The sequence below is a fragment of the Methanomicrobium antiquum genome, from assembly GCF_029633915.1.
Lineage (GTDB): Archaea > Halobacteriota > Methanomicrobia > Methanomicrobiales > Methanomicrobiaceae > Methanomicrobium > Methanomicrobium antiquum.
In genome coordinates, this window is the sequence record NZ_CP091092.1 from 1,813,334 (window position 1) to 1,830,956 (window position 17,623).

Here is a 17,623-nt window from a genome sequence, read left to right on the forward strand (position 1 = left end):
ATTTAGACTGACTTCAGTAGGATTGCTGATAATATTAACCTGGCAGTACTGCATAATTTTTGCCTCATATTAACGATTATTGAGTATGAAAAATGCTATAGAGAAGCCGATTGTAGTTCCAAAGGCAACAATCCAGTTCACTTTTCCCTCAATTAAATAACTTAGTCCAATGATGAGGAGAAAGACAACTATTGCTAATATAATTGAAATCCTGACATCCATCATATTATTCATAGATCAATCATCTCAGTAATAAGCTTTAACAGTAGCCCAGTTGTTCACAGGCATGATAATTATTGCTAACTTTTCTTTAGATTTCATTTTTTTTGCGATCCTTGATTGAGTGAAATATTAATTAAAATAAATTAAACTCCACTTACATTGAGGCCAATCCTGACACTCGGTTCGCTCCACGGCCACTGCCCGATATCCCGGGAAATTCCTTCAGATACCTCCATCTGTTGATAGGGTGCAGGAACCCACAGTACAAATAACTCATGAACTCCTTCTTCTTCAGGAACTATGATACTGGCAGGGAGTGAGATCTTCTCTCCTGCTTTCAGAGAACAGAATATCGTACTGACAGAATCATCGACACGTAATGGTACCTGAACAAAGTCTACGAAGGGAATCAGGGCGAAAGTAACCGGATAATCCTCATCAGCGGCGGCATTGATCCAATAATCCAGACGTTCGCCAGGGGTTACATCTTCGGTGAACCAGCCTGTCGTCGAACAGGGAGTACGTGTGATCAGCAAACCGTCGTTTATCGGATAATCGGGGTTGCATGGAACGGAAGAGATTACGGATGAATTTGCGTAAGTTACTGTAGGATAATCCTCAGAATCCACGAATATGCTGAGACGTTTACTTCCAAGATATGAAAAGTCGGTAGAACGCCTGAAGGATTTTTCTAACGAATGTTCGTATGGCCTCATCACAAGCACAATCTCAACATCATGTTCTCCACGGGTTAGAGGGTCGATCTCAAAGCGGAAAAAGTCTTCTTCGAAGGGCTCAAGATGAATTGAGTGCAGAATTTCCTTTTTCCTTTCATCTCCAAAAATAAAGGGAACCTGTTCGTAATCTGAAAGCAAAAAAACTAAAAAATCATTTTCTGATGTCATCTGGTTGCTAACCCACAAATATGCAGTTAGAGATTGATTCTCATTAATTGTAGCGCTGTGATGAAGTGAATGATTTGATATGTGTACAGGAGCATCATACAAACCTATACCAAAACTTTCGTCGACTTTGTCCTCGTCATAAGTTGTTTCTATAGAATAACTTGAGTCGTTTCCAGTTATCTTCATTGTCCAGTCGTCAATATTATTATCAGATAACAGGACAACAGCCAATAATCCTATCGATAGTCCAACAATAGAAATTATTATCAGTTGCGATTTTTTTTTCATACTCTCACTAAAAAAGAAAATTAATTTTTTTTATTCATTAAACTCATCTTCTGTCTTGGGGTACCATTGATCGTTATTTGCATAATACTCAAATGTGTGATCTGACTTAGCAAGCCAGTGAGCATACGCTGATCCAGTCGTTTCGTAATTTACTTCAGCATCAGCCGACTGATAATTGGTATCTGTTTGATCAGTCTGAAGATCGTCATCCTCCCAGACACGAGCCCTTACTCCAATTGTATCAATATCAAAAGGATCTCCGGTACCCTGTTCTCTGGATTTGGAATATTGTTCTGAATAGATCTCATCATATATATGCCAGATGTTTGTATAGGCTCTCCATTCATAAGTGACAGATTTGGTGCCTAAAAGCGAATTTGATGGCACATTGGAGTACTTAACAAGTTCCATTCCATCAGGGTCTTCTATGATGGCAGATTTTGCCTGATTTGCTGTATCTACAGCACTAACAACCGGAACAAACATCGCCCCGGCGAGTGCAACTACCAAAAGCAGGCTCAACGCCCGCATTCCTTCCTTTGCGTTCATGTTTTTCGTCTCCATTTTTTTCATGCCCCCGGAGACTGTAAATTCAGAGTTTTCATATATTTTGGAAGCCCTATTACAATTTGCCCCCGGGCATGCAGGGTTTAACCGTTCCTAAACGTCGGGCTTGACCCCCATAACATCCCTTTTGGATGCTACATAGATGACTTTTCGTTCATTACAATATAAATTCAATAACCCGATCGTCGAACTGTAAACGCGATAGTTTGACGATCAGGCTAATATATTTAAGTAGTCCTTTTTTCCAACAGATCATTCATTGAGAACAGGAGAATGAAATTATGTTGAAAAAGATTGCAATTACACTACTAGTCCTTTTTTGCTGCGTTTCTTTTGTATCCGGCGCGGCCGGTGAAGAAGAAGCAGGTACAGACCTTACAAAGAAATTCGATGGTTACACCATACTGCCGGCAAAAGACTCCGGCGGGGAGCCCGGCATGAAGTACGTATTCGATACCATCACCCAAGGGGAGACAAACTGGCATTCAAAATATGTCAGCTCGGATATCACGGTCTTAAACGTCGACCTCAACTGGGGCGATTACACAGATTCGCTGAGGCTGAAGATCTATACGCCCGACTGGCAGTGTCTGGGCAGTTATTATGACAGTGCCGACGGATCAATCGACGGCAGGATCAATCTCGACATCAGTAATCCCGGTGGAATCGCAAAAGGCACCTGGTATTATGAAGTGTATGGTAACGATGTCTCCGGGACCGAAGATTATTATATATAATATCTCATAATTGATCATCAATGGGGGGTATAATAAGAATCTTCATCCTTTTTTCCGTTTTTCTGGCATTTACAGTCCCCGGGATTGCATCAGCGGAATATATCGTAAAATCACATGAAGACAACACGGAACTTATTGAAAAAGGATTCATTGACTCAGCCGGTGCCGATACAAATATCACATTTTGGGATCTCCCGTTATGGATCAAGATTTCGTTTATTGCCGGAATACTTGCCGCAGGCATGGGAATTATAAAATTAATCCCTGCCATCATAGGCAGGATCACAGATCCACTGGAAAACGGAATACGGCAGGAGATATTTGAATATATATCGGAAAATCCAGGATGCACAATTACAGATCTTTCAGACAATCTGGATCTTAACAGGAGTTCGACAAAGTACCACATCTTGAAGCTTAAATTCCATAAAATAGTTAATATACATAAAACAGAGAAACACCTCAGATTATTCAAAAATTCAGCGACTTTCAACGAACACCAGAGAATGACTATATCTCTCCTGAAAAATAAGACCGGGAGAATGCTTCTGATAAGCATTCTGGAAAACCCCGGGATAACAAATGGTGAACTTGCAAGGAAGCACAACATGAATAAGAGCACCATTCACTGGCACATCAATAAATTTCTAGAAACTGGTGCCATCAATTATATTCCTGAAGGAAAACTCAGGAGATATTACCTCACCTCTTCTTTTGAAAATAGCATAAGGGTTTTCTTGGAAGATGGTCGGGTCTAATCCAGTAGACGAGGACATGTACACAATCACCTCTCAAACCAGTTGAGGGTTTCAAGGTGACATCCTCTGTTCCGAATATCATCAGGAAGCTGGGTTATATCATTCGTGGCAAAATAAAAAATATCAATAAGTCTTCCAGTTCTTTAGGCTTGACAGACATAATACGGAAACAAGGTTCCTTTTTTTCTTTTTATTATTAAGCGGAATTTTTAAAGGAGTCTTTTCCAATTTCCGACTGTTTTCTATCGTTACACCCCTCTCTTTACAGAACCACTCCATTATTTGGAGGGAATTCCTTCTACCCCCCGCGGAGCATGCCCGGCCGTCGGCCGGTGATGCGGAGCGGGGACCCACCACACACAGCCGGCAGGGGCCGAGACGATATGTCAAGGCCCCTGCGGGCGTAATACAAACCAGCTCAACCGGGGAGAACAAGGCCGGCGTTGCGAGCAGAGTGAAACGAGCGAGCAATCCCGGCAGGTACATAAAAAAAAGAGGATTCATTCCTCCCCGCCCCCGGTGAGGAAGTCAGCCGCCCGCTGCGCATCCCCGGCGGCCCGGATGACATCAGCAGCCGAGCCGTTCCTGATGTGCCGGAGACACGTTGCAATATAGGCCGCCGGAAATAACAACAAGTGTACATAAAAAACTCTTTTGACTCTTCCAGATCAATAATCTTAAAGCTTACAAATGAAAACATAGATTTGAATGCAGATATGCATTTCCTCCATTTGTAATGTTTATTGGACATATCATCACAATTGGAGGTTATTTTCTAATTTGTTTCCCTTTTTGGATAATCCTGACTTTCAGAATAATGGAGAAGAACCTTTTAAATATACAAAAATGCGAGGGGAGGGAGTCGAACCCGCGAACACCTGCGTGAGTGGATCTTGAGTCCACCGCCGTTGACCACTTGGCTACCCTCGCCTGAAAACAAACATGCAATTAATAATAAAAATTGCAAGAACTATATTGTATCTTCTGAAATTTAAAGGATTCACAAACATTGTAAAATCCCGTAAAAATTAAAGACCTATAAACCAACTTTTTGCTTCCAGCCGGCAACAACCGCATAGTACCAAAACCTGTACGGCGAAATTACCGGAGAAAAACCAAAATCTTCAAGCTTTGAGACAAAAGAGCGAACAGTATTCTCCCGGAAATAGTCGTCAAGCGGTGAAAGCATCTCACGTGCATTCTCAGGCGAAAGTCCGTTTTTTATCATATAATCAGTCCATAACTTTTTGTAAAGAGTCCTCTCAAAAAAAGTCTCAGGTGCAAACATATCCCCTATAATAAACCGTCCGCCCTCATTTAGCACACCATGAATCTTTTCAAAAAAAGACTCAATCTCTGAGTCACTAAGAGAAAAAACGGCCTGAGTGATTACAACAACATCAAAGCCGCTTTTTTTAAATTCTCTCATATCACCGGCAATAAAACCAACACCTGAAAGTTTTGGCTTTTTCTTTGCCAGAAAAATCATCTCCGTGTCATTATCAACACAAGTAATCTGTAAATCAGGAAACTTTTTCACAATCATCTCAGTTAAAAATCCTGTACCTGATGCAAGCTCCAGAATATTTTTATCAGACGGATATATGTAATCAAGAACAGAGCCAAAAAAAGCTTCATAAAAAGGAACTGTTCTGAATTCGAGATAATCATAATCCAAATCAGAAAGGCCGGCCACAATAAAAAATAGTCAGTTCACTATTTATATTTATATTCTTTTATTCAGATCCATTCCCTCATATCATCCATCAGAACAATTATTCCGTCAGATTCATCTATAAAAACCTCCAATAAACAAAAAAGACAGATTCATGATAGAAATTCCATTCGAAAGTATTGAGTTTCAGATTGCACTTCTTTTGTTAATAGCTGTTGCAGGTTACCTGATTGCCGCATACATCCATCAGTCCGCAGTTGTAGGTGAAATCCTGATTGGATTAATTGTCGGGCCAAGCTTTCTTGGTCTTATAACATACACCGAGTTTGTAAGCGCCCTTGCACAGATGGGTGCGATAATAATGCTGTTTGTAATAGGATTTGACTTTCACTTCAAAACACTTCTCAAATACGACTATCTTTTAATTGGAACAAGCGGTGTAATCCTCCCGTGGGTAATGGGATTTATGTTTGCACAATATTTTGGCTTTCAGTTTGAAGGCTCATTGTTCATCGGCGCCGCTCTTACTGCCACAAGCATCGCAATAACTGCAAATGTCTTAAAAGAGATGGGAAAACTTCACACAAAAGTAGCAAATGCAATTATAGGAACAGCAGTAATAGATGATATTTTAGCACTTGTTGTCCTTTCAGTTACGATTGACATCGTATCAGGAGCGGCAGGACTAACAGACATTTTAATCGCCATTTTAAGGCCTGTTCTTTTCATTGTAATCGCGGCTATTGCCGGCCTGTTTGTTATTGACAAAATAATTGTCAAAATTGATAATTCAAAACTGGCGGAAACATTTCCTGAACTTGTCTTTCTGTTCGGGCTGTGCATCGCATTTATTTATGCACTTACAGCAGAAATTTTCGGAATATCACCTGTTATAGGTGCGTTTATCGCTGGAGTTTCAATAAACAAAGTCTCACTCAACCACAGCATGAGCATAAAAAAAGGATCTGAATATCTCTACATCCCTTTTGCATCCATTTTTTTCATATCTCTTGGAATCCTCACAGACCTGCACCAGATTACATCAGAAATCATTCCGTTCATAATTATCCTGACATTAATCGCGATAATCTCAAAGTTTGCCGGCTGCAGTATTCCTGCAAAAATTTTAGGAATGGACACTCATGACTCACTAACAATAGGCGCAGGAATGATACCGAGAGGAGAAATGGCGATGATTATCGCACTTATCGGCCTTTCAATGGGATTGATATCGCAGGACATTTTTGTTGCAATAGTAATGACCGGACTTATCTGCACAATAATAACCCCACTGCTCCTAAAAGACTGGCTTTTTCAGTGAATCTCACGAATACTAAAACCAAACCTGAAAATAAGTAAACAAATAAGTAAACTAAAGTAAGTGATAAAAAAAACAATCAAAAACCAATCAAAAATTTATCAATGACCTGATTTAAATACAAATTGAAAACCCGAATTAAAAAAACAAATTAAAATTCATTTCATGAAATTTTCACATGAAATCAGCCAGTCCAAGCTGTTTTTCAGGAGGCTCACCAAATGTTGACAAAACAGCCATCCTTAATACCTCAACACGCTGTTTTGTGTACTCGGAGACATCATAATTTTCACACATCTGAATCGACATATCAAGATATTTTTTGACAGATCCTTCATGAACAGTTGCAATAAGCTTGTTTCCGCATTTTGTGCACTTGCCTGCAATAGGCATCCTCCTGTATTTTGAGCCGCATCTTGTGCATCTCATTGTCTGCTTTGAAAACGAATTCAGATTTCCCATAATATCACGGATGAAATGTGTCTTTAAAACCCTTTCTGCAACATCGCTTTCATCAACTGCACGGATAAGCCTTCCAAGCTCAAGTTCGGCATCCAGTTTGTCAAACATCGTTGTCAGAGTATTGTATGACGAGATAAGCGGACCTGCGGAGATATCGGATGTATCATGAGTAAACATAATTCCCTCATACTGAGCAGGCGTTCCAAGCCTCAAATCAACGTGATCAATCTCCTTTTCAATATCCTTGGGATGTACGTATTCAAGCGCTGATAAATACATCTTAAGGGGATATTTTTCACAACAGTCAACGTTGTGACATTCACCATCAACCTCGGCAGGATCAATTCTTTTTGTCAAAACAAGCGGCGCATCCATTGACCCTCCCCTTGTCTCAGGCAAAAACGCCTTTGAAAAGTTGATTAACCCGTCTAAAAGGAGCATCACGCAGTCCTCATCGCCATCGCACTGGCCTGTAAATATTCCGTTTGCACAAAGAGTATGATCAGTATCAACCGTTAAGCAATAGACATAATCTTCGGCAGATTCAAGAATTGTCCTTTTTGTGACAATATCGGTTATCATCATACCGTTTTCAAATGTAGGAACATAATCGCCCTCATTTAACTCAATCGCCTTTATTTTTCTCTGATACGCCATATCACTTACAAGCATCGCATGATCAGGTGTTACAGTTACAGACCTGCCGCGGTTTGTCTCAAACATAATCAGGGTTTTTGGTGCACGGTGAACAGAGACTGATGTGATCCGGCGAAGACGCACCATTCCGGCTGAATCAATCGAATGCACCCAGAATGTCTTTTGCGGATCAGAATAGTATGTTCCAACACAATCCAGTTCGGGTCTTGAAAGATCGAAATTTTCAACAACAAAGTCCTTAATCGGAAGATCTCTCCATAGAGCGCCATCGGTTACGGAGATTACAGTCTCTCCGGCAAAACAGTTTCGCCTCTTTGCCGCATGAAAATAAGGATGACCATATCCCACATGTGCACGGGAATAGCCAAGAAGCCTTACAAGGACACCGGCGCTTGTGTGAGGTGCAAGGCCCATCAAAAGCTGGCCGACAAGATCCTCTTTCTTCTCTGCCTTGTAAAATGGCTCCATATTGTAGAGCTTTACAAGCATCTCGTCAATAAATCCGGCAACCTTCAAAAGCCACTCGCCACAGCCGGTTGAGACAAGAATATCCTGGCATTTGAGTTCAAGAATCTGATCGTTGTTTTCAAGCGGCTTTCCATAAACATCATGAGTGTATCCAAGCTCAACAAGCCTCTCCCATGAAACACTTATTTCTTTTGGACGGAAATGAGTCAGAGGAAGGTCTATCATGTCATAACGGACAGTTCCGTCTTTGAAGACATAAAGCTCTTTTCCGGCGCGAAGAATTCCCTTTTCAAGAGGCTCAACACATCTTTCCTTAGACATTAACCCTTTGACGCCTTTACATAGCTTTATCTCGGAATCACGAATCCCAAGATTCAAAAGAGCTTTTTCATACTCAGTTTTTACATTAAGTTTAAGTTCCTGAAGACAGACACCTTCTGTTTTGCATGACGGACAAACACCCTCAGGTGTTGCACGCCCGCATCTTGGGCAGAGATATACCGCTGTCGTATGCCCGCCGCATTCGCATTTATTTCTAAAAGTCTCCTTTCCACAGACTTCACATCTCCGAAGACCAATCTCTGCGGAAATCACTCCCCCATTCCTGTTATCTTTGCTTTTGGACGCCTCCTGAAATGAACGTCTTGTTCCACCCTCATCGCCGACAGGGAATAGTCCGTGCGGAGGCGGGTTCATCTTTCTCTCTTTGGATTTTCCGGGCCGCCCCATACGACCTCCTATCCTTGTTCCTGCCCGGGATCTCATTTTAAATCCGGACATGTGCATTACCATCTCCATTGGATCATTTTTCGGAGCAGTATCACGGGATGGAAGCTTTTCAAGGGTCTCAGAAATTCCAAGACATGCAAGAAATGCAAGAGGCTTATCAATCAGGATTTTTCCTTCACGAACTTTATGAAGGACTAAAAGTTCTTCAAGGACGGACTTTTGCACCTCATCATTTGGAAGAGAAAGAATTCCGTCTGAAATTTTTCCATTCAAAAGCACAAAATCAGACAAAGAGGAAATTTGATCAGTCTTAATATCGTCCCACATGTAAGTATAGTCGGGATGCAGAAAATACCCCTCTTTTGCAAGCGAAACTGCCTCTTTTTCATCAGAAGGCTGGTCTTTTCCTTCGTTTTCCAAAGTCCACCACTCATGACAGTATGATGACGGGATGAGAAGATGGTTATTCTCTAAAAATTCCCCAAAGCTCACAAGCATCTCACCTACATCAACAATTTTTGAGATACTGTGCATCAGAGGAAGAGCTTCTTCAACTGTATCGGCCCTTACAAGATCGCCGTTTAAAAGCCGGATTGTAGGGCCCTGTATTGTGTCAACAGGAACCACTCCTGCCGCTTTTCCGGGCCTCTCAACTTTCATCTGTGTACCGACAGCCAAAAAATCTCCCAAAAGATGAAGTGTTGCAGGATTAAATCCGGCAGAGGCAAAACCTGTGTTTCTCGATCTTCCATAGCGAAGGCGAAATCCCCCTTTTCTCATTGGATAGGAAAATACAGGCCTTCCTCCGATTAAATCCCGTATATATTTATCCTTTGGCTTAATCTTTGGCCCGCCCTCTTCAAGCTCCTCATCATCAGAGGGTTTTGCCGCACCGGAGACCAAAACGTCAAGCCATTCCCAGCCTTCCATTTTGACCTTTCTTACAACTTTTTGAATCTTCGGAGCTTTAAGACCGAGACCTTCAGCGACAACAAGCGCCATTCCGCCGCGGACTGTGTTCGTCTCAACTCTCTCTAAATTACGATATCCTGATACTTCTACTCTTTCTGTAGGTTCACCTTCAACACAAACAGGGCAGTTTCTGATTATATGGCGGATATCATCATCAGATGGAAGATACTGCAGACTAAGTATTGAGTTGTATTTTTTTATCTCCTCGACATAACGCTCGACTTCATCGTCCCTTGGGATGTAACGGTTCATCCCAAGCTTTTTTCTGACGTAATCGCCGACCAGAACAGAAAGTGCCTGTGCTGTTCCACCCGCACTTCTGATTGGGCCTGCATAATAAATTTTTAGATATTCTGTTCCGTCATCGTTTTTTCCGATTCCAATCTTTCCTATACCTTCTGTAGGTGCGGCGACAACACCTTCTGTTAAAAGTGCCATGGATGTACGAATCGCATGATCCAAAATATCCTCTTTTGTCTCCTCACCGAATTTTTTAGAGACGAAATCATCACCAATCTTTAATGATACCTCTTCACGCGACATTGTCTCTGAAAGCTCACGAAGCCGCTTCGCAACACCCTTGTATCCCATTAGTGCTTCAACTCTGTCTGCAAGATCGCTTGCTATCGGAATTTCTACATAATCCCGTGGATCAAATCCTAAAAGGCGTGCCTGTTTTGCAATTTCAATTGCATCATAAAGGCCGTCTTCAATTGATTTGAAGTACGCATCCATCTCCGGTGAGGTCTGCATGTTTCAATTATTAGTCCCTAATCTCTGATATAATCTTCACACATTGTAAAAAAGATAAGAAAAAAAGAATGGATATAGGATAAAATTTAATTATGATATAAAAATCAAATACAAAATAAAAACAGATAAAGAACATATAAAAATCATCAAACAGATAATGAAAACCAGCAGAAAAAACTACTATCAACTGCCCGGCACTTCATTTATAGTCTGGTCTTTGATTGAAGTCTTAAATTTTAATTCATACAAAAAAGGGGATAATTAAGATGTTTAATGTTCGCGCATTTTCGATTGGAAAGGCACACGAGGAAGTAATAAAAACAATTCTCAAACATGGCACATATATTGTGACAGAGGATAACGAAAAGACAATTGAACTCTTAGAACCTCTCAATATTCACGTAAACGAGCCTTTTGCAGACTATATGGTAAGTCCGTACAATATGTTTCGTGAAGGCGCCATGCAAAAATATGTCCAGGACCTTCTTAATGGTTCAGAAAACGATTTTGTATACACCTATCACGACAGGCTCTTTGATTATCCTGTAACAAGAGGAGAAGGTGAAATTTCAGGAGACGGCGATAAGCGCGGGATAAACCAGATTGACTATATTGTTAATAAATTAACAGAAGAGCCCAGCTCCAGACGTGCAGAAGCAATAACATGGTTTCCATTCAAAGATACCTCATCTCAAAATCCCCCATGTCTTCAGAGAATACAGTGTTTTGTAAGAGACGCCGCATTAAACATGCATGTTGAGTTCAGATCAAACGACATGCTCTCGGCACTTGGTGCAAATATGTATGCCCTTGTCCACCTTCAAAAGCTGATTGCCGACAGGCTCGGAGTAGATGTCGGGTGGTACTCACACACCTCTGTTTCTGCCCATATGTATCACGAACGCGATCACGAAGAGCTTATAAAATACATAAAAGGTCTTGGTCTTGAGGAGTCGCTAAAACATTTTGCAACAGCCGAACACATAAAAATTTAAATTTAATTTTATTATTTGAAACTTTAAAGCACTTTTTCAACTTCTTCAGGAATATCCAGACTCATTTTCTGAAGTGTGAGGACTGCACAGCGGCAGGCAAGCTCTTCAGATTCTTTACCGTCTATGTATTTGCTTAAAGACTCTATTGCAGGCTCACCTATTCTTACAAGCGCTTTTGATGCAAGTCCTCTTGCATAACTGTCATCACCTTCAAAAACAGCAATAAGTTCTGCCACTGCCGGCCTTCCCATACCTGCAAGTGCCGCCGCCGCGTAGCGCCGCACTTCATCATCAGGGAATGTCCGGAGTATGATAATTAAATCTTCTAATGCAGGTTCACCGATCTTTGCAAGAGCATTGGACGCATACCAGCGAATGTCATTATCGTCTGATTCAGAAAGCAGAAGTGTAAGAGGCTCTACTGCATCGGCGCCAACCGCTGATAAAAAATCCACTGCCTCTCTTCTCTCTGAAAGACTGCCATTCACTATTTTTTCAATCTCTTTTTTTATATTATCCTTATCTGTCATTGTAAACACCACTATAAATTATTAAGATCTGTTTAATCTAAATCTGTTTAATTAAATCTGTTTAATATTGTTTTACAGGACTTTACCTGATAATTTTGCATTAAACGGATCTTTAAACAAATCCGGTACAAATTTTTAAATATGTTATTTTTTAGTTTTCCAAATATTAATTGAGTGGTTTTAAGATTAAATATATATAGAAAAAACAATATTTTCTCAACTGAGGTGAAATATTTGACCGTTTATGCAGAGTTAAAAGAGAGTGAGTTGAAAGGATTACAGGAATGTGAAGATGAGATGGGAGTTTTACTGGTTGCATACAAAAGGCCTTCACCACCGGCAGAAGTTAGCCCGGACACACTTGAAAAGATAAAATTGCTCGAAGAAGAGACCGGTTTAAAACTTGTTGCATACGAGTGACTCCGGGGAAATGAAATAGCTAAAATTAAAAGATAATCACTTTTTTTAAAAAATCTGCAGTAATGTTTTTTTAAATGTCTGAATCTTCGGGTTGATTAATATCATATATTTAATATGATTTGCAGATAGACACCCATAGGTAAATGTTCTCTGAAGATACGGAGCATCAAAAAACTGAAGAAAAACTGCAATCAGAGCCTGTAATGACAATCGAGGCTTATGTTTCAGGCCATGTTCAGGGAGTAGGCTTTCGGGCATGTGTGAGAAAAATTGCTTTGGGGCTTTGCATATCCGGCGAAGTTATGAATCTTTCAGACGGCAATGTATATATTATTGCTACCGGAGAGTCTGCAGTTCTTGAAAAAATGATCTCATCTCTTTATGAATGCCCCGGTGCTTATGTAAGAGAGATTGAGATTTTCGAACTTGAGCCAAGAAATTTTACTGATTTTTCTATTATAAGACTTATGTAGATGCAAATTAATTTTCCGACCTTTTTTTTCGATCTTTTATTAAGTCTTATCCGGCAGAATTTCTCAGTAATTAATTTTAAAAGCCTTTCCTGATTTTATTGAATTGCGATAAGATAAAACGTTCTCCTGAATTTTTTTATTGGATATGGATTTATGAAGTTCTTCTGTTAAAATATCCAGAATATCCTCTTCAAGGTGACAACGCCTGTTTCCGCACTCATACTTTTCGGGCATTAAATATTCGCGTGCAATTGAGAAGACAACAGAGTCAACCATTCCGGCTTTTAGAGGATCTATTAAGTCTAAAACAAGAGCTCTTTTCCCTTCTCTTAAAATACCAATATCAATATCAAGGTTTGCACCGATTGCAGGCACACAACAGTTTCCAAAAAGCATCGAGTATCCAAGCGAAAGCATTGCATTTACAGGATCGTTATGCGGTCTTTCTGTCCGGCATCTGTATTTATGAACAGGACTTATGCTCCTTGACATTATCTCATAATACATATCGCCGGCCATTTTATGAATACGCCTCAGTTCATCCATCTTTATAAGATAATCAATATCCTCAAGCATATTGTAAATCAGCTCAGCCTCACCTTCATAAAAAAGCGACTTTCCCATCTCGTTTGCAGACTTGTCAATCATCAAAAGCCTTGACTTAATAGACGACCTTACAATCTCTGATGCCTTTGCATATCCTGGCGCTTTTATCTGAAGCGCACGCATCTCTTCATCCAGGCGGCATCCATAAGGCCTTAAAACTGCAAGGGGTGTTCCATCTGCATCAAAAAATGATATTAATATCTGATTTTTCAAAAGGACGGATATTGTGGATGTATGAATATTATGCCCTCCTGCAACAAGAAGATGAGAAATCTCTGACAGCGGATACTCTTTTGTTACACCCTTTTTCTGGATGACGAGAGTCGTTTTGGTTGCCTTTATGTGGCCGCCGAAGCCGGCGACAATCTTCCACGGGGTATCTAAGTCATCCATATCAAAAAACCTGCTGGAATCAAAAACTCTAATTTATTTTATTACTGCAATCTATACATTAACTTGACTGTTTAATTTTTAAAAAACGCACATTCAGTAAAAAAATATCAGGAAAATTCGTTTCATTTTACCATGAAAATCAAATTATGATTTTCATGAAACAGTGCATGAAAACTTTTTTTTCATGAACGTTTTTTGAATTTTTAAAAAACATTCTTAACTTTTTACATATAATAACCAATTATATTTAAACAGGAAAATTCCAAAATTCAATACATAAAAGATAAATTAACCTATATCCTAAACACTCAATGATGAACAATAAGTTTTCTGGTATTCTTATTATTCTTCTGGCTTTACTGGCAGTTTCATTTGCAGGCTGTACAGGCAGTGAGCCGGTTGAAAGCACACCTGAAGTATCTGTTCCAACAGAACAGACACCGGGAGATGTGCAGATTTACACAATTGGAATTGACGGCGAATACCCTCCCTATTCATTTATTGACACAGAGGGAAACGCACAGGGATTTGATGTTGAATCCGCAAAATGGATCGCAAAAAATCAGGGATTTGAGGTAGAGTTCCAGCCGCTTGCATGGGATGGGATCATTCCCGCACTTCTTGCAGGAAAGATTGACATGGTCTATTCAGGAATGACCATTACAGACGAGAGGTATGAAAAGGTAAACTTCTCAAGTCCTTATCTTCAGGTAGACCAGGGTCTTGCATTCAACAACGACTCTGAATTCACAACAGAAGACTTCAGAGCAGGAAAAACAGTTGTAGGTGCTCAGAGAGGAACAACCGGAGCAATATGGACAGAAGAAAACCTTGTTGCAACCGGACTTATGTCGGCAGACAATCTGAAATACTACGATAACTTCCCAAGTGTTGTCACAGATCTTCAGAACAAGAGAATTGATGTAGCAATCTATGATGTTCCTTCACTTAGGGATGCAATTGCAGGAAAACCCATGGAAATCCGCGATCAGATTGATACAGGAGAAGTTTACGGTGTTGCTATAAGAAAAGAGGATACTGAGCTTCTTGAGAAGATGAACACCGGACTTGAAAACTTAATGGCTGATCCATACTGGCAGGAACTCCTCGAAGAGTACAAACTTGTCGGTGCATCACCAAAGTAAAACAAGACCTGTTTTTTTCAGTGCCAAAGGGTAACTATCAAAACCCTTTAGCACAAATTATTCTAAAAAAAGTGTATACTGGGAAAACCAAAAATCCAAAAAATTAAATTTCAAAATAAGATGCCGCATAAAAATATTCGATCTGTGGTATATCTTTGTTAAATAATTCGAATAAAAGGACACATAAACAGCGTATTAAATAAAACAGGGAATAAAGAAGGGCTTTGACCCTGCAAGTGATTTGAGATGGATATTTTTTCAATAGTAACAGAATGGCTCCCATACCTTCTTTCAGGAGTCGTTGTAACACTTGGGCTGGTTGCATCAGCACTCATAATAGGAGCTCTTTTAGGACTTCCTATGGCAATAGGGCAGGTTTACGGAAATAAACCCATAAAGATGGCAATAGGCCTTTATGTCTGGTTTTTTAGAGGGCTTCCTGTCCTTTTGCTTTTGTTTATGTTCTATTTCACACTCTTCCCGCTATTAAACCTGGATGTTCCGGAGTTTTTCGTTGGTGCAACTGTTCTTGGATTAAGAGGCGCCGCATATCAGTCCCAAATCTTCCGCGGTGCAATCCAGTCGATAAGTGAAGGACAGATGACAGCCGCCCGCTCTTTGGGGATGAGCAGAATAACTGCTATAAGGACAGTTATAATCCCACAGGCGGTTCGTGTGGCACTTCCCGGCTGGTCAAACGAATATCCAAACATTCTAACCGACTCTGCAATATGTTACGCAATTGGAATTGCAGAGCTTTTGACAAGAACTTCACAAATTGTCGCACAGACATACATTACAATGCCAATATACCTTGCATGTGCGCTTGTATTCATTCTTTTAAACTACGCCGGAATGAGAGTCATAAGCTACCTGGAAAAGAAGGTTGCAATACCCGGATTCAGCGGAAGTGTAAACACAGGAGTACTGTAAATGTCAGATGATGAGTATATACTAAAAGTTGAGGATATCCACAAGACTTACGGAGATGCTGAAGTTTTAAAGGGCGTATCTTTCAACGTTAAAAAAGGAGACACAATAGTCTTTATCGGACCTTCAGGTACGGGAAAGAGTACACTTCTCCGATGCATAAACCAGCTCACTCCTCCCGATAAGGGCAGGGTTTTTCTACGCGGTGAGGAAGTCACCAACTGTGGCAAGAGAATTAATTATTTCAGACAGAAGATAGGGATGGTCTTTCAGAATTTCTATCTTTTTGATCATTTAACAGCAGTTAAAAATGTCGAAATTGCGCTTATAAAAGTCAGGGGAATGAGCAAAGAAGAAGCACGCGAAAAGGCTCTTTATGAGCTAAGACAGGTAGGAATGGAAGACTGGGCTGATCATTACCCTGCCGAGCTTTCCGGAGGCCAGGCACAGCGCGTTTCTATTGCAAGGGCGCTTGCAATGGAGCCTGACGTAATTCTTTTTGACGAACCTACATCAGCGCTTGATCCTGAACTTACAAGAGAAGTTTTAGAGGTCATGAAAAAACTTGCACTTGAAGGGATGACAATGCTTGTTGTAACTCATGAAATGGGATTTGCACGTTCGGTTGCAACCGAGATTATCTTCATGGAGAAAGGAGTTGTCGTTGAATCAGGAACACCTGCGGAGTTAATCAGCAACCCGCAGTGTGAGAGAACAGCAAGCTTCATCGGTCAGTTTGGAAGAGTTTCAGGAGAGTAAATCAGATGGATGCGGATTTTTTAATTAACATACTCCTGCCGGCATTGTGGGGAGGGCTTTTGGTCACACTTAAGCTTATTGTATTATCCGCACCTTTTGGACTGTTGTTTGGCGTTTTAGTAGCTGTGGGACGTGTTTACGGAGGAAAAGGAGTAAACCTTTTGTGCAGGTTCTTTGTCGGCTTTGTCAAAGGCTGTCCGCTTTTGCTTCTTTTGTTTATTCTCTACTTTGGTCTTCCGTCAATTGGAATATATCTGACAGCACTTTCAGCATCGATTATCGGATTTATCTGTTGTAACAGCGCTTACAACTCCGAGTACATCAGAGGAGCGATTTTGTCTGTAAAGGAAGGCCAGATGGTTGCCGCAAGTGCTCTTGGAATGACTAAAACGCAGGCTATTAGATATGTCGTTCTCCCTCAGGCGATGAGAAGGGCAATTCCGGGCCTTTCAAATGAATTCATATACCTTATAAAGTACTCATCACTTGCGTATATGATTACATTAATTGAGCTTACAGGAGCAGGAAAACTGGTATTTTCCAAATATTTCGAGCCCGATGTGTTTATGATGATAGGGGCAGTTTACCTGGCACTTGTTACAATAACAACAATCTGCGCAAATGCTCTTGAGAGAAAACTTTCAATTCCGGGAACCCCGGGACATTCAGTTAAGATTAAAAATCCGGCGAAAATAAAAAAGAACAATAAAAAGACAACAGGATAAAACAGATACAATTCAGGAATCAAATTAAATTCTTAATTTTTGTATCTTTTTTGTTTCTTTTAGTTTTTTTGTGTTTTTTAAAAAATTTAGCAAATAACTAATCATTTTAACTTTTTTTATATATTTTGTCTCTTTT

General features: G+C 40.2%; 16 protein-coding genes and 1 tRNA gene. 10 read left to right on the forward strand and 7 right to left on the reverse strand.

Annotated features, from left to right (window positions below):
- Positions 1-365: 365 nt before the first annotated feature.
- Positions 366-1,358, reverse strand: a complete 993-nt coding sequence (locus L1994_RS08970; protein ID WP_278099106.1) for a hypothetical protein — start codon at positions 1,356-1,358, stop codon at positions 366-368.
- Between the two features lie 87 nt (positions 1,359-1,445).
- Entirely contained in the window at positions 1,446-1,979 is a 534-nt protein-coding gene (locus tag L1994_RS08975; RefSeq protein WP_278099107.1) for a hypothetical protein, read from the reverse strand.
- Positions 1,980-2,263: 284 nt separating this feature from the next.
- On the opposite strand from L1994_RS08975, the gene L1994_RS08980 reads away from it, so the two are divergent.
- Together L1994_RS08980 and L1994_RS08985 are read left to right on the forward strand one after the other, a co-directional pair.
- On the forward strand, positions 2,264-2,719 hold the full coding sequence (locus tag L1994_RS08980; RefSeq protein ID WP_278099108.1) for a peptidase domain-containing protein: 456 nt from the start codon (positions 2,264-2,266) through the stop codon (positions 2,717-2,719).
- A 20-nt stretch (positions 2,720-2,739) separates the two neighbouring features.
- Positions 2,740-3,477: a winged helix-turn-helix transcriptional regulator gene (locus L1994_RS08985; RefSeq protein WP_278099109.1), complete on the forward strand. Its 738-nt coding sequence runs from the start codon at positions 2,740-2,742 to the stop codon at positions 3,475-3,477.
- Positions 3,478-4,324: 847 nt separating this feature from the next.
- Here L1994_RS08985 and L1994_RS08990 read toward each other — a convergent pair.
- Both L1994_RS08990 and L1994_RS08995 read right to left on the reverse strand, forming a co-directional pair.
- Positions 4,325-4,407: transfer RNA gene (locus tag L1994_RS08990), tRNA-Leu, on the reverse strand.
- Between the two features lie 106 nt (positions 4,408-4,513).
- Positions 4,514-5,173: a class I SAM-dependent methyltransferase gene (locus L1994_RS08995; protein WP_278099110.1), complete on the reverse strand. Its 660-nt coding sequence runs from the start codon at positions 5,171-5,173 to the stop codon at positions 4,514-4,516.
- 133 nt (positions 5,174-5,306) lie between these two features.
- On the opposite strand from L1994_RS08995, the gene L1994_RS09000 reads away from it, so the two are divergent.
- On the forward strand, positions 5,307-6,473 hold the full coding sequence (locus L1994_RS09000) for a cation:proton antiporter (RefSeq protein ID WP_278099111.1): 1,167 nt from the start codon (positions 5,307-5,309) through the stop codon (positions 6,471-6,473).
- A gap of 171 nt (positions 6,474-6,644) precedes the next feature.
- Here the strand turns inward: L1994_RS09000 and L1994_RS09005 are convergent, their stop codons facing one another.
- Entirely contained in the window at positions 6,645-10,511 is a 3,867-nt protein-coding gene (locus L1994_RS09005; RefSeq protein WP_278099112.1) for a DNA-directed DNA polymerase II large subunit, read from the reverse strand.
- Positions 10,512-10,777: 266 nt separating this feature from the next.
- Here L1994_RS09005 and L1994_RS09010 point away from each other — a divergent pair, with 266 nt between their 5' ends.
- Positions 10,778-11,506 carry a thymidylate synthase gene (locus tag L1994_RS09010; RefSeq protein WP_278099113.1) on the forward strand — a complete coding sequence of 243 codons (729 nt, stop codon included), beginning with the start codon at positions 10,778-10,780 and terminating at the stop codon, positions 11,504-11,506.
- Between the two features lie 23 nt (positions 11,507-11,529).
- Here the strand turns inward: L1994_RS09010 and L1994_RS09015 are convergent, their stop codons facing one another.
- Complete coding sequence (locus L1994_RS09015; RefSeq protein WP_278099114.1) at positions 11,530-12,036, reverse strand: HEAT repeat domain-containing protein; 507 nt, start codon at positions 12,034-12,036, stop codon at positions 11,530-11,532.
- Between the two features lie 234 nt (positions 12,037-12,270).
- Between L1994_RS09015 and L1994_RS09020 the strand changes: the two genes are divergently transcribed.
- Together L1994_RS09020 and L1994_RS09025 are read left to right on the forward strand one after the other, a co-directional pair.
- The gene (locus tag L1994_RS09020) at positions 12,271-12,456 is read left to right on the forward strand and encodes a hypothetical protein (RefSeq protein ID WP_278099115.1); all 186 of its coding nucleotides are present in this window, start codon (positions 12,271-12,273) and stop codon (positions 12,454-12,456) included.
- 143 nt (positions 12,457-12,599) lie between these two features.
- The gene (locus tag L1994_RS09025) at positions 12,600-12,929 is read left to right on the forward strand and encodes an acylphosphatase (protein WP_278099116.1); all 330 of its coding nucleotides are present in this window, start codon (positions 12,600-12,602) and stop codon (positions 12,927-12,929) included.
- A 63-nt stretch (positions 12,930-12,992) separates the two neighbouring features.
- On the opposite strand, the gene cas1 is transcribed toward L1994_RS09025, so the two are convergent.
- The gene (gene cas1, locus L1994_RS09030) at positions 12,993-13,928 is read right to left on the reverse strand and encodes a CRISPR-associated endonuclease Cas1 (RefSeq protein ID WP_278099117.1); all 936 of its coding nucleotides are present in this window, start codon (positions 13,926-13,928) and stop codon (positions 12,993-12,995) included.
- A gap of 311 nt (positions 13,929-14,239) precedes the next feature.
- Between cas1 and L1994_RS09035 the strand changes: the two genes are divergently transcribed.
- The 4 genes from L1994_RS09035 (at position 14,240) to L1994_RS09050 (ending at position 17,487) form a co-directional block, all read left to right on the forward strand.
- On the forward strand, positions 14,240-15,073 hold the full coding sequence (locus L1994_RS09035; RefSeq protein ID WP_341275788.1) for an ABC transporter substrate-binding protein: 834 nt from the start codon (positions 14,240-14,242) through the stop codon (positions 15,071-15,073).
- Between the two features lie 246 nt (positions 15,074-15,319).
- Positions 15,320-16,006, forward strand: a complete 687-nt coding sequence (locus tag L1994_RS09040; protein ID WP_278099118.1) for an amino acid ABC transporter permease — start codon at positions 15,320-15,322, stop codon at positions 16,004-16,006.
- Complete coding sequence (locus tag L1994_RS09045) at positions 16,007-16,762, forward strand: amino acid ABC transporter ATP-binding protein (protein WP_278099119.1); 756 nt, start codon at positions 16,007-16,009, stop codon at positions 16,760-16,762.
- Between the two features lie 5 nt (positions 16,763-16,767).
- Positions 16,768-17,487 (forward strand): amino acid ABC transporter permease, encoded by a 720-nt coding sequence (locus tag L1994_RS09050; protein ID WP_278099120.1) that lies wholly within the window; start codon positions 16,768-16,770, stop codon positions 17,485-17,487.
- Positions 17,488-17,623 lie beyond the last annotated feature (136 nt).

Excerpts from the sequence above, each read along its gene's own strand:
- L1994_RS08975 (WP_278099107.1), bottom strand. The coding sequence starts at position 1,979 with ATGGAGACGAAAAACATGAACGCAAAGGAAGGAATGCGGGCGTTGAGC.
- L1994_RS08980 (WP_278099108.1), top strand. The coding sequence starts at position 2,264 with ATGTTGAAAAAGATTGCAATTACACTACTAGTCCTTTTTTGCTGCGTT.
- L1994_RS08985 (WP_278099109.1), top strand. The coding sequence starts at position 2,740 with ATGGGGGGTATAATAAGAATCTTCATCCTTTTTTCCGTTTTTCTGGCA.
- L1994_RS09000 (WP_278099111.1), top strand. The coding sequence starts at position 5,307 with ATGATAGAAATTCCATTCGAAAGTATTGAGTTTCAGATTGCACTTCTT.
- L1994_RS09005 (WP_278099112.1), bottom strand. The coding sequence starts at position 10,511 with ATGCAGACCTCACCGGAGATGGATGCGTACTTCAAATCAATTGAAGAC.
- L1994_RS09010 (WP_278099113.1), top strand. The coding sequence starts at position 10,778 with ATGTTTAATGTTCGCGCATTTTCGATTGGAAAGGCACACGAGGAAGTA.
- L1994_RS09015 (WP_278099114.1), bottom strand. The coding sequence starts at position 12,036 with ATGACAGATAAGGATAATATAAAAAAAGAGATTGAAAAAATAGTGAAT.
- L1994_RS09025 (WP_278099116.1), top strand. The coding sequence starts at position 12,600 with ATGTTCTCTGAAGATACGGAGCATCAAAAAACTGAAGAAAAACTGCAA.
- cas1 (WP_278099117.1), bottom strand. The coding sequence starts at position 13,928 with ATGGATGACTTAGATACCCCGTGGAAGATTGTCGCCGGCTTCGGCGGC.
- L1994_RS09035 (WP_341275788.1), top strand. The coding sequence starts at position 14,240 with ATGATGAACAATAAGTTTTCTGGTATTCTTATTATTCTTCTGGCTTTA.
- L1994_RS09040 (WP_278099118.1), top strand. The coding sequence starts at position 15,320 with ATGGATATTTTTTCAATAGTAACAGAATGGCTCCCATACCTTCTTTCA.
- L1994_RS09045 (WP_278099119.1), top strand. The coding sequence starts at position 16,007 with ATGTCAGATGATGAGTATATACTAAAAGTTGAGGATATCCACAAGACT.
- L1994_RS09050 (WP_278099120.1), top strand. The coding sequence starts at position 16,768 with ATGGATGCGGATTTTTTAATTAACATACTCCTGCCGGCATTGTGGGGA.